At 39.7% G+C, this 12,904-nt stretch carries 8 protein-coding genes and 1 pseudogene; 5 read left to right on the top strand and 4 right to left on the bottom strand.

The window, feature by feature from the left end:
• Positions 1-5 precede the first annotated feature (5 nt).
• Together VB693_RS22660 and VB693_RS22655 are read left to right on the top strand one after the other, a co-directional pair.
• Positions 6-1,994: a glycosyltransferase gene (locus tag VB693_RS22660; protein WP_323268229.1), complete on the top strand. Its 1,989-nt coding sequence runs from the start codon at positions 6-8 to the stop codon at positions 1,992-1,994.
• 140 nt (positions 1,995-2,134) lie between these two features.
• Positions 2,135-2,464, top strand: a complete 330-nt coding sequence (locus VB693_RS22655; RefSeq protein WP_323268227.1) for an STAS domain-containing protein — start codon at positions 2,135-2,137, stop codon at positions 2,462-2,464.
• A gap of 2 nt (positions 2,465-2,466) precedes the next feature.
• Here VB693_RS22655 and VB693_RS22650 read toward each other — a convergent pair.
• Positions 2,467-3,486: pseudogene (locus VB693_RS22650) on the bottom strand (PP2C family protein-serine/threonine phosphatase); the annotation flags it as partial.
• 100 nt (positions 3,487-3,586) lie between these two features.
• Here VB693_RS22650 and VB693_RS22645 point away from each other — a divergent pair.
• Together VB693_RS22645 and VB693_RS22640 are read left to right on the top strand one after the other, a co-directional pair.
• Complete coding sequence (locus tag VB693_RS22645; protein ID WP_416233412.1) at positions 3,587-7,753, top strand: response regulator; 4,167 nt, start codon at positions 3,587-3,589, stop codon at positions 7,751-7,753.
• A 29-nt stretch (positions 7,754-7,782) separates the two neighbouring features.
• The gene (locus tag VB693_RS22640) at positions 7,783-8,184 is read left to right on the top strand and encodes a DUF2809 domain-containing protein (protein ID WP_323268225.1); all 402 of its coding nucleotides are present in this window, start codon (positions 7,783-7,785) and stop codon (positions 8,182-8,184) included.
• Positions 8,185-8,256: 72 nt separating this feature from the next.
• Here VB693_RS22640 and VB693_RS22635 read toward each other — a convergent pair whose 3' ends face one another.
• The 3 genes from VB693_RS22635 to VB693_RS22625 form a co-directional block, all read right to left on the bottom strand.
• The gene (locus tag VB693_RS22635; RefSeq protein ID WP_323268224.1) at positions 8,257-9,324 is read right to left on the bottom strand and encodes a serine/threonine-protein kinase; all 1,068 of its coding nucleotides are present in this window, start codon (positions 9,322-9,324) and stop codon (positions 8,257-8,259) included.
• Positions 9,325-9,681: 357 nt separating this feature from the next.
• Entirely contained in the window at positions 9,682-10,011 is a 330-nt protein-coding gene (locus VB693_RS22630) for a hypothetical protein (protein WP_323268223.1), read from the bottom strand.
• A 646-nt stretch (positions 10,012-10,657) separates the two neighbouring features.
• Positions 10,658-11,938: a dihydrolipoamide acetyltransferase family protein gene (locus VB693_RS22625; RefSeq protein ID WP_323268222.1), complete on the bottom strand. Its 1,281-nt coding sequence runs from the start codon at positions 11,936-11,938 to the stop codon at positions 10,658-10,660.
• 406 nt (positions 11,939-12,344) lie between these two features.
• Between VB693_RS22625 and VB693_RS22620 the strand changes: the two genes are divergently transcribed.
• Positions 12,345-12,836: a hypothetical protein gene (locus tag VB693_RS22620; protein ID WP_190698211.1), complete on the top strand. Its 492-nt coding sequence runs from the start codon at positions 12,345-12,347 to the stop codon at positions 12,834-12,836.
• Positions 12,837-12,904 lie beyond the last annotated feature (68 nt).

The following is a 12,904-nucleotide window of genomic DNA, read 5'->3' as shown; positions in this document are numbered from 1 at the left end:
AAACAATGACTTCTATATCTATTAATAATTCCCCCAATTTTTCTGGCAACAGCCGCTCAATATTAAAAAAAAGAACGCTATTATTTCGCTACCTAGCAGAAATTAATTTAATTTTTGGTCTTTGGTATTTACAATGGCGTATCACGCATTCGATCAATTTTGATGCGCTGTGGCTCTCGATTCCGTTGCTGTTAGCAGAAATCTATAGCTACTTTGGCGGTGTAATGTTTGTCATCGGGTTGTGGCGGCCTTTAGTTCGGCAGATTAAGTCACTTGATCAGATGACTCCGCCCTTGCCTAAAACCGACTGGCCAAATGTAGATGTGTTTATCACCTGTTACAATGAGCCACCAGAAATTGTAGAACAAACTGCTCAGGCTGCTTTAGCAATAGATTATCCTGCAAGCAAATTGCGTGTTTATGTGCTGGACGATGGTAACTCTGCTGCTATGCGAACCATGACAGAAGAGTTGTGTATTGCAGATTTGCGATCGCCACGACTACAGCAAGAAGCGAATAGAATAGATGCAGAACGCTCTTGTTTGATGGAACGCTTGCAAAAATTAGAAAATCTGACATCTAATGCTCAAGCTGCTGAACAGTGGTTGCAAGAATCGTCATCAGAAGTTTACAGTCCAGAAGAAAATACCGTCGGCTCCATTGTGCAAAGTCTGCGACAGTTAATCCTTTGGCTACCTCCTACTCATCAAAGTATTGCTGAACGCCTCAAAACTGAAAGGCAAGCTTTAGAAGTAGCTATTAATCAAAAAGAATTAGAATTAGTTGAACTAGCTCGATTTCGCTACATTGCTCGTCCGAAAACTGCTGGTGTGGCTCACCATGCTAAAGCAGGCAATCTCAATTATGCGATTTTCTCTGGAGAAACTTCTGGAGAATTTATTTTAACTTTAGATGCAGACCATATACCCAAACTACAATTTCTCAAACGAGTTTTGCCATATTTTTATACTTACAATCTTTTCACAGGTAAATATGAGCAAAATCGCATTGCTTTTGTCCAGACACCCCAAGATTTTTATAACATCCCTGCGGGTGATCCCTTTGGACATCGAGCAAGTTTATTTTATGGGCCACTCCAACAAGGCAAAGACGGCATGAATGCAGCTTTTTACACTGGTACAAATGCCATTCTTCGCCGGGAAGCATTAATTAATGTGGGACTACAATATTTTGCTGATGATTTTGCCAAAGACGAAAAACGCTTAGATGAATTTCAGTTAGTTGGTGGTGTATCTAGCAACAGTATTACAGAAGATATGAATACAGCCATGCGTCTACATGGTGCTGGTTGGAAATCTGTTTATCACAATGAACTTTTGGCAGAAGGTTTAGCACCAGATGACCTCAGTTCTACTTTGAAACAGCGATTACGTTGGGCGCAAGGAACTATCCAAGTGCTACTTAGAGAAAACCCACTCACAAAACCAGGGCTAACATTTTGGCAACGTCTGCAATATTTTAAGACGATGTATAGTTATTTTTCTGGTTTCGCAACTTTGATTTTTATTTCTTGTCCAATTATTTATTTCTTTACAGAAATTGTTCCCGTTAAAAGTTATGGCTCTGATTTCGCTCTACACTTCTTGCCAGCGTTTATTATCAATCGCTTGACCTTTTTAGCTGCAACTTGGGGTATCTCAGCGAGTGAGGTTTGGCGTTCTGAACAATATGCGATCGCCTTATTTCCTTTGTTAATTCAAGCTGTATGGAGTGTATTTACCGGACAAAAAATTAATTTTCAAGTTACCCCCAAGCAAAGGCAATCAGGTATTTACCTCCGGCTAGTTTGGCCACAATTAGTTATATTTACTTTGACCATGTTAGGAATACTTTGGAGTATTTACCGCTTTGTAACTGGTCATCTTAACAATCCTTTGGTTCACTTACTCAATAGTGCGTGGGCTATTTATAATTTGCTACTTTTGTGGGCTATTATTCGTGCATCTTTTTGGCAGCCTGTAAAGGAGGCATAAAAGTATTATCAACAACCTGTATGAGTTTTTTCACAAGGTATATTAATGACGAATTACGAATTAGTACAACTTGCCATTTAATTCTATAAATGCCAAAATACAAGGTATAAATTTTGCTAAATTAACAAGGGAAATAACTTATGAGTTCAAAAATTAAAACAATCGAATTGTGTGGAATGCTAGATGGAATCAAAGGTAATGAATTACGTCGTCAAATTACCGACATTTTAGCTGATGGGACTGATATTTTATTAATTGACATGAAAGAAGTTAACTTCATTAACAGTTCAGGTTTGGGTTCTTTAGTATCGGCAATGCAGGTAGTACGGAATGCTAATGCTAAACTTTTTGTCTGCTCTGTTAATGACCAAGTTAGGATGTTATTTGAGCTTACTAAAATGGATAGAATTTTTCAAACCTTTGTAGATCAAGATGACTTCAATCGCCAATTTTTTACTGCAAAGCAATAAATTTAATTAAAGGATATTTTGATCAAAGAAAAATCATCTTCCAGATTCTCTTGGTGATTTAATGCCATAATCTGTTCTAAAATTTGTTTTAAATAAGAGTTATTGACATTGCTATATTTGATTAGTAAATCAGTGAAAGCATCAACTCCCCAAATCTTTCCATCTGGCTGATTGATTTCGTAAGCTCCATCACTAAATATGTATAGAGTGCTGTCTTTTTCAATATCAAATACAGCATCCTCAAAGTGAACATCAGGCAAAAAGCCTATGGGCAAATCTAAAGAGCTAAGTTGTCTAACTTCCAAGCTTGTTGTAGATGTACCAGATAGAAGTAAAGCTGGAGGATGTCCGGCATTGGCGTAAACAAGTTGACGTTTGAAGCGGTGATAAACTCCATACCAGATTGTGAAGTATTTATCACCGTGGTGTTTCATTTGAAAGGCATGATTAAGTGCTTTGAGAACTTCGCTAGGTTGGTAAAAGTTAGTGTTGGTTAGGGATTGCGATCGCAAAATATTCAATACAGATACAGACAGCAAGGCAGAACCCACCCCATGTCCTGATACATCTAACAAATAAATTGCTAAATGTTCATCATCAAGCCAGTAGTAGTCAAAGCAATCACCACCTAACTGTGCTGAGGGAATAAATAGTGCTTCTGTCATTACCTCTCCTGTAAGCGGCTCAGGTAAGAGCGATCGCACATAATCAGCTGCTTCAGCCAATTCTGCTTCTAAAATTTGCTTTTGGATTTGCAAATTCTGGTTGAGTTTTTCTAAAGCTTGCTTTTGGTTTTGTAAATCTTGATTTAACTGATATAACCTCAGTCCTGCTCTTACCCGTGCCTTTAACTCACTCATCTCTATTGGCTTAGAAACAAACTCATCTGCTCCCGCATCCAGCCCTCTAACTCTATCTTCCTCTTCACCTGGAGCTGCGCCTTTAGCTGTCAGCAGAATAAAAAAAGTAGTAGCTAACTCTGGATCTGTCTTAATTTGACGGCATACTTCTAATCCATCTAAAGGAACACTTTGCGTTATTGACTACATACCTAGAAACCTCACCTCTGAACAGGTTGAAGCTTTAAAGATTCTAGGTCGCCAAGTCATCAAACAAATGGAAATGCGGCGTAATTTAGCAAATTTGGCACTTGTAACTAATCGACGCAAACAGCTAGAAAAGATGCATAAGCATTTTTTTAAAAGAGTTGCTGGTGGCTTTGGATTAGCATCAGTAATTCTAGTAATGATGGGCATAGTTTCTTATAACAGCACAACATTTTTAATTAATACTAATAACCAATTGCAAAAAACTCAAGAGACAATCACTGCTTTAGAAGCACTGCTATCTCATATTAAAGATGCTGAAACTGGACAACGTGGTTACATTCTCACAGGACAAGAGCATTATCTTCAACCGTATCAGACAGCACTTGTAGAAGTGGAGAAAGAAATAGAGAATCTGAAAAATTTAACTGCTGATAAATCTCCACTACATGAACATCTTGAGGTAATCAAACCCCTAATAGCCGCTAAACTTAGCATAAGTAAGCAAACTATCGAGTTGCGTCAGCAAAAAGGATTTGATGCAGCATTGCAAATAATCCTCACAGGTCAGGGAAAGAACCTGATGGATGATATCCGCAAGGTCATCCGTGACATGGAACAACAAGAAAAAGAGCTACTGCAACAGCAATCACAAGTTGTCAAAACTAGTGCAAATAATACAGTTTTGATTATAGCGATCGCTATCTGCTCAAGTTTCTTGATTCTGGCTGTCATTTACTATTTAATTTATCGTGAGTTCACGCAGCGAAAGGCTGTAGAAGATACACTTCATGAAGAGCGTAATTTCATCTCAGCAGTTCTAGATACAGTCAGTGCTTTAGTAATAGTTATCAATCCACAAGGAAAAATTGTTCGCTTCAATCAAGCTTGTGAGCAAATAACTGGTTACTCATTTGATGAAGTTCGGGATAGATATTTTTGGAATTTATTTTTAGTTCCTGAAGAAGTAGAGCTAGCCAAAGCAGTTTTTGAACAATTAAGAACAGGTCATATTACTCCCAACTCTCACAAATATGACAACTATTGGAGAACTAAAGATGGTCGTCTGCGGTTAATTTCCTGGTCAAATACTATTCTTCAAGACTACAAAGGCTCTGTGGAATACATTATTGGTACAGGCATTGATATTACAGAGCGCAAGCGTGCAGAACAGCATTTAAAGGCACAATATGTCATCACCCGCATCTTAGCAGAGTCTACTACAATTGCCGAAGCTACTCCTCAAATTCTGCAAGCAATTTGCCAGAGTTTGGGATGGGATGTGAGTGAAATGTGGATGGTAAATCAGCAGACAAATATACTCACTTTTTCCGAACTGTGGCATCAACCATCGTTGGATATGGAAGAGTTCAAAACATTGAGTCAGAACATCACATTTGCGCCAGAGATGGGATTGCCTGGTCGAGTTTGGAGTAGTAGTGAACCTATTTGGCTTACTGATGTGGCCAATGACATCAGCTTTTTGCGAAATAAAGTTGCAGCACAAGTTGGATTGCATGGAGCTTTTGGTTTTCCCATTCGTAACGGGCAGAATATTCTGGGTGTGATTACTTGCTTTAACCACAAAATCCAGCAATATGACCAAGATTTGGCAAAAATCATGAACTCCATTGGTCAACAGGTGGGGCAGTTTATCCAACGTAAGCAATCAGAAAAAGAACTGCAACGCCAAAACAGGCGATCGCAATTATTAGCTGATGTGACACTAAAAATTCGTGAGTCTTTACAAATCGAAGAAATTCTCGAAATTAGCGTTAAAGAGTTGCAAAAGCTACTGCAAGCAGATCGTGTATTGATTTTCCGCCTAGAATTAGATGATTCTGTAATTGCCGTTCAAGAAGCCCTACTTCCTGGCTTTCCCAAGATTCTGGGAGAAAAAATTATTGACCCTTGTTTTGCACAGAGTTACATTCAAAAATACCGCGAAGGTCAAATAACTACTATTGCAAACATTGAGCAAGCTGATCTAGAAGATTGTCATGTCGAATTACTACAAAAATTCGCTGTCAAAGCGAATCTTGTTGTTCCCATTATTCTTAAAGATGAACTCTGGGGGTTGTTAATTGCCCATCAATGTAGCCAACCACGCCAGTGGATTAACTGGGAAATAGAACTCTTTCGAGAGTTAGCAAATCAAATAGGTATTGCCTTAACTCAAGCCAAGTTGCTAGAAGTAGAAATTCTGCAACGACAAGAATTAGAACTTGCCCGTCGTCAAGCAGAGTTAGCATCTCAAGCCAAAAGTGCTTTTTTAGCTAATATGAGTCATGAAATTCGTACTCCGATGAATGCCGTCTTAGGGATGACTGGTTTGATGTTAGAAAGTCCTCTTAACCAAGAACAGCAAGACTTCATGGAGACAATTCGCATTAGCGGCGATGCCCTTTTAAGCCTGATTAACGAAATTTTGGATTTATCTAAACTTGAATCAGGGGAAATGGTTTTAGAAAATCTCAACTTTGATTTATCTATTTGTATAGAAGAAGTATTAGATTTATTAGCTCCCCAAGCTCATAAAAAAGGGTTAGAAATTGCAGCTTTGATTTATCCTAACGTCCCTACCCACCTGCAAGGAGATGCTAGCCGCCTGCGACAAATTTTAATGAACTTAATTGGTAATGCTATTAAATTTACTAGCATAGGAGAGGTAGTAGTACGAGTAGAATTGCGATCGCATACTACCACTACAGCTAATATTTACTTTGCTGTTACAGATACTGGTCTGGGCATCACCACGGAAGACCAAAGCAAACTGTTTACCCCGTTTACCCAGGTGGATGCTTCTACTACTCGTAAGTATGGTGGGACTGGTTTGGGATTAGCTATCTGTAAACAATTAGTAACCTTGATGGAAGGAGACGTTGGGGTAGAAAGTCAGTTAGGCGAAGGCTCTAAATTTTGGTTTGAGATTCCTTTTGCCAAGCAACAAGAGCCTGTTACTAGGATAGATGATTGCGGAATACTGAGCGATCGCCGCCTATTAGTAGTTGATGACAATGCGACTAACCGCAAAATTATTTACCATCAAGCCACCCGTTGGGCAATGCAGGTAGATCAAGCTGATAGTGCTGATGCTGCCCTGAGAGCTATGATAGCAGCTTGCCAGCAAAACAAACCTTATGATGTTGTCTTGATTGATATGCAGATGCCCCAAACAGATGGTTTGGAATTGGGGGAACAAATTAGAGACAATTTTGCTATTGCGGCAACACCTTTAATTATGATCACTTCTACTAATCAACGAGCAGAAATACATCAGGCATTCAATATAGGATTTGCGGCTTATTTAGTCAAACCTCTGAAGGCTTCTCGACTCCTCGATACCATTATGAATGTTTTAGGAAATCAAGATGAACTCGTACAAGAGGATATGAGACAGAAGTTAGAAATGAAAAATGTCAACATCAAATGTGAGCATACTGCTACTAGCTCGCCTAATTTAAGAATCTTACTAGCTGAAGATAATTTAGTAAATCAAAAAGTAGCCTTAAAGCAACTTCAAAGTCTTGGCTACCATGCTGATGTAGCGGCTAATGGTCAAGAAGTTTTGCAATTATTAGAAATAATTCCTTACGATTTAATTTTGATGGATTGCCAAATGCCCGTTCTCGACGGGTTAGAAGCTACAAAGGAAATTCATCGTATGCAAGAGAGCTTCTTTGCTAACCATCGTCGTCCTGTTGTAATTGCGATGACTGCTAATGCCATGAAAGAAGACAAACAAATGTGTCTAAATGCAGGCATGGACGACTATTTAAGTAAGCCTGTTATCAAAGAAAATTTGGCGGTAAAATTAGAATATTGGAGTCAATTTATTCTAGTGAAACAAGAGGTAATCACCTTAGAAAATACCGTTTCTACAGCAGAAAAAATTGATATATCCGACCTACCAATTGATTGGAAACACTTACATCAGATGTCTGAGAATGATGCTGATTTTGAAATGAAACTGTTACAATTATTTGTTGAAGATATTAAACCTCGGTTGGATTTTATCAAACTGGCGATCACTGTGAGTAATTTTCAACAATTGGCTCAAGAAGCTCACCATGTTAAAGGTGCTAGTGCTAATATAGGTGCTAAAACTATGTATTTAGCTGCCGATAAGCTAGAACAATTAGCTCAGAAGCAAGAGTGTAGAGGCACTACTGAATTAATTACAGAAATTGAGGAAGTTTTTAACCATATTCAAAGCTTTGTTATAGCAAGTAGCCAGATGTAAGTTACATCTTGAATTAAGAACACTAAATAATGCCCATGCCGACAAGAATTCGCAGGCGTTCTATTCTTTCTCTAGCTATTATTCTTCCTATTGGACTTTTATACAGCCATTATCGCTATTCTACTTTGTGGTTGAACCAAGAGGTAGGAGGGATTTTTTATGAGATATTTTGGTGCTTGTTCGCTTTTCTATTTATTCCCAGTCGCTCTTCAGTTTGGCGAATCCCGTTATGGGTATTTGTAATTACTTGTTTGTTGGAGTTTATGCAATTGTGGCATCCACCCTTTTTAAATTTGGTACGTTCATTTTGGTGGGGAAAAATGTTAATTGGTACTGCCTTTACTTGGGCAGATTTCCCCTATTATTTGATTGGGAGTGGGTTAGGATGGGTGTGGTTGCGGCTGATAGTTCGGGGAGCAAAGCTAAAATAATTTAGTCATTTTGCCATGTGGAATAAAACAATGTAAATAGTTAAGTACGTTCTTACGAGAAACTTTCTAGCCTCAATATAATTGACGTTGAGACTGTTGAGCTTTTAGTTTAGCCTTCCACTCCCGAATAGCGATCGCAGTTTTGGCTACAGGTGATAGGTATTCTTGAGCAGGATCTATTTTTGCTGGAAGTGCATTTTTGATGGGTTGGGTAGTCAAACAGTTACTTAAGTTTGGCATATCACTTTCTACCCTCAAAGCTCTAGTAACATCACTAGGTTTCTGGAAGCGTTCATTGAGGGAAAACTTTAACATTTTGTTTAAGATGTGAGCAAAACTATCACTCACATTTACATATTTATACCAACATATTTCACCAGTCAGGCTATGATTTTCCATTTCTAATGGCCCTTTGCCAGTTAACAAGTAAACACAAGTCATTCCTAGAGCATAAATATCACTACCATATACCGGACGCAGAGAAAATTGTTCTGGTGGTGCAAACCCCATTGTGCCTACAAAGTGAGTATTCATGATGGAATTGAGTGAATCATTCCCAACATCAACCAAGTTTTCTTTAACTGCACCAAAATCTATCAAGACTATGCGCTGATCATCTGCACAGCGCAGTAGATTTAGGGGTTTAATATCTCGATGAATGACTTGATTTTGATAAAGATATTGCAATACCGGCAGTAATTCCCGCAAAAACTGTTTTACTTCAGCTTCTGTCTTTGTACCGTTACGCCTGACTTCTCGCGCTAAAGTCCAACCCTGGATGTATTCTTGCACTAAATACAGTTCCCCATCCCCTTCAAAGTAGTCTAGCAACATGGGAATTTGCGAATGGCTACCAAGTTTAGCTAAAGTTTTAGCCTCCTGCACAAAACGGTTACACGCATTTTGCCAACTTTTCGTGCTAGTTACCTTCGGACACAGTTGTTTAATCACACATAGAGGATTACCGGGTAATACAGCATCTTGTGCGAGAAAAGTGATACCAAAACCACCCCTACCTAAAATGCGTAAGATTTCATAGCGATCGCGGAATAATTGCTTAGAACCACACATTTGAGCCAGCCGATTTTGCTCTAAGCTGTACTCCCGAAGATTTGTGATGTTCCCAGAAAAACGATTCATAGCTCAAACAATAGCTGGCAGGTAATGTTATTAATCTAACCACAATTTTTTATCTATATTAGTATCATTACTGCTTCTTTGCCAAATCATAATTTCTGCTACACAATAACTACCAATTTACTATCAAAAATTTAATATTTCTTTTATAAATTTATCCTGATCATCTGATGAATGCTTGGAAGGTCGGGAGTTTGGTGATTTTGATCAAGCTAGTTGTTGAGGATTAAATATCCCAGTATTTTTACTCATTCATGAGACCGAAAAACCCCGGCTTTCTCGATAAACCGGGGTTCTAAATTATCTAACCTTTCACGATCGCTTAATTATGGCTTTTTAGGTTAGAAAACAGACTATTAGTTAGTATTCGATAACATATCTGCCATTATGATTAAGGCAAGAAGTTGGTATATTTACATATCCTAGACCTTGCCCTGATCTCCGGAAATCGGCATAAATCCGAGCATAATTTCTGCCATCTCTACCTTTGTAAATTCGGTTGAGTGGGTAGTAACCGCGATTGACTGTTCCAACAACTTTTCCGCTATTGTTATAAGTCACACATGAGGAGTTTTTGACATAAACTCTGGTGTTATTAGCAGAAGCAGGCAAGCTAGTCAAAGACAATGAAGTGCCTGCAATCAGAGTGATAGTGGCAAGTTTGATGGGGTTGGAGAATAAATTAATCATAAAAAAAAATCGGTAAGTGGGAAACTCAGTCACTTTAGTGCTGAGAGGAAAACGACTCGCACGGTTTTAACCGCCTTGAATATTCGCCTTGGGGTTACTCTGTTTGGTGTGCTGTTGTACTGCACTTAAGGGCGGGACAATTACCGTTTCAAACTTTTCACCCTGTACGCATAATGTTTTTGCTCAATAGAGCCTTCCCTTGCGGGAGTAAAGTTAGCCTAGTCAATGTTTTAAGAGCTTGTTAGGCTTGCAACACTGTTCCAGTGACCTTAGAACTGTTTAATCACAAGCGACAGAGCAGGGGACTGGCTGCGTATCCCAGGGTGTCGTAACTCAAAAAACGTAGTCAGCTAAGACTTAGACGGGTCAGTACGGCTTGCTTGATTACTCTTACAAGTCCAGTCCCTTTAGGGCTGGGTTACTGACTGTTTCTTCCTTATTCTGTTTTTTACTCCAGTTTTTGCCTCCCACATTCCGGATTCAGTTCTAATAATTTTTGAATTAAGATAATTTGCCGAAACAATAAAACCCGTAGAGACGTTGCAATGCAACGTCTCTACGGGTTTGGCATAAAAATTGGGCAATGGTGGCTGTTTCCCGCACCCATTACCCAAAAACTCTATCCCCTTGTAGGTGAAGCGGTTGACTAAAGAGTCAAAGATTGAGGGTTAGTCTCAATCAACTTAGCCAAGTCTTGTAAAAACGCCGCCGCATCAGCACCATAAATAATACGGTGATCAGAAGTAATATTGACCTGCATTTGTTGACGCACACCAAACAAACCGTCTGGGGTAGCTACAACTTGGGGACGAGATGCACCGATCGCTAAAATTGAACCTTGTCCGGGGGGTAAAATGGCATCAAATGTATCTACACCATACATTCCCAAGTTAGACAGGGTGAAAGTACCACTGTTATACTCATCAGGCTGTAGTTGTTTGGCTCTAGCGCGTTCTACTAGAGACTTCCAGCTGCGTGAGAGAGAATAAATGTCTACTTGGTCGGCATTTTTTAATACTGGTGTAATTAAACCGCCATCATCCATCGCTACAGCTACGGCAATATTGATGTCGCCATGATAAACTACGCCTTGATCAGAATAGCTAGCATTTAAAAGTGGATGTTTTTGTAATGTCACCGCTACAGCTTTCGCCAGTAACGCTGTCATTGTTACGCCTTTGGATTTAATTTGTTTGTAAAGTTTGTCTAACCCATCAGTGGTGATTGTGTAACTAACACGGAATTCTGGTACGGCTAGGCTAGCTACCATATTCCGAATGACGGCGTTTTGTAGAGCATTGAATGGTGCTATTTGACCAGGAACGGCTGCTACTGGTGCGGGTGTTCTTGGTGCTGGTGGTGCAACTGGGGTAATGCTTGGTGCGGGGGTTGTGGGAGCAGCCGGTGCAGTAGTTCTACCCACGACAGATTCTACATCCTCGGCGACAATCCGACCGTAAGGGCCACTACCTTTGAGAGTAGTCAAATCCACTTTCAATTCTTTGGCTAACTTACGCGCTCTTGGTGAAGCTACGAGTCTACCTTCCTGATGGTTAGACCCATTTTGAGATGCTACAGTTGGTGTTCCCACTGAGGCTGTAGCTGCAACTAGTTGAGGTGTAGCCGTAGGAGTAGCTGCTGCACCGCCGGAATTGCCCATAGATTTGGCAGCTTCGATTTCGGCTTCAGTTTCGGCAACATAAGCGATCGCAGCTCCTACAGGCGCACTGTCACCTGCTTGGACTACGATATGTGCGAGATACCCTTCATAGAAGGTTTCTACATCCATATCTGCCTTATCTGACTCAACAACCACCACTGTTTCGCCTTTTTCCACTTTATCCCCCGGCGATTTTACCCAGGAGACAATTTTGCCTTCGGTCATAGTGGAACTCAGCGCCGGCATGAATACTTCGTGAATGCTCATATGGTGGTTCTAGAATCAATGGGTTTATGGACTTTAACAGCTTTTGCCAGATCGAATTGTATCTTAGCTGGAGAGTTTTATGGTTGAGATTTTCTATTTTAAATCGGGAATTGGGCATTGGGAATTGGCTTAAAATCTTCGCTGTCACCTGTCCCCTCGGAACATCCCAGCGACAATGAGGTCTATTGCTTCCATGTAATAATCGATTGTTGCTGCTGGCTATCAGTCTCTAGCATGAGTTTTTCACAATTTTCATGAAATTTTCATATATTTTTGTATCACTCATCAGCAATTATCAGAAATTAGGAGCTTTCCCTAGGAAGATTATAGGGAGTAATTAGTTGTTAAACATCAATTGAAAATCCCAAATTGACCATTAGTTTTTTTACAATGCGTATTTAGTTTTATGTCAGTAAAACTGAAGTTCTTCTTGATTTTGATACTTAGTATCTTTGCTACTGCTGGTGCTGGTGTTTATATGATTCAGTACCAAACAGCAATACCAATCGTGGATAATATCAATGCTCAACCACAGCCCTTGTCAGACGTACAACATTCTCAAGAGATTGTGGAAGACTCGGAACGCGCTCAATATGAAAATATACCTTTAGAAAGTGTCAATTCTCCCTTACAAGGTAGCGATCCGGCGAAGCTGGCGATGAATTTATTAGATGATTTTCAACCTACAAAGAGCGATCGCCAGGTAGAAGTTACCTATCCACAACCGAATCAAGCTTTAGTGACAGTGATTCAAACACCGTCTCAGGGTGATTCATCTACGGCGATGAAATATCGAGTGGAGATGAATCGTTTCGGGCGATCGCTCTTATCAAGTTCACCTCCAATTTGGCAAATTGTTTGGGTGGGTTCTCAAAGTCAATGTCAAGCTGAGTGCTGAGTAGTGAGTGCTGAGTGCTGAGTGCTGAGTGCTGAGTGCTGAGTGCTGAGTGCTGAGTAATGAGTGCT

This window comes from Anabaena sp. UHCC 0399 (genome assembly GCF_034931465.1).
GTDB lineage: Bacteria > Cyanobacteriota > Cyanobacteriia > Cyanobacteriales > Nostocaceae > Trichormus > Trichormus minutissimus.
Note: the sequence above shows the minus strand (reverse complement) of the source record. Positions and strands in the feature narration are given on the sequence as shown.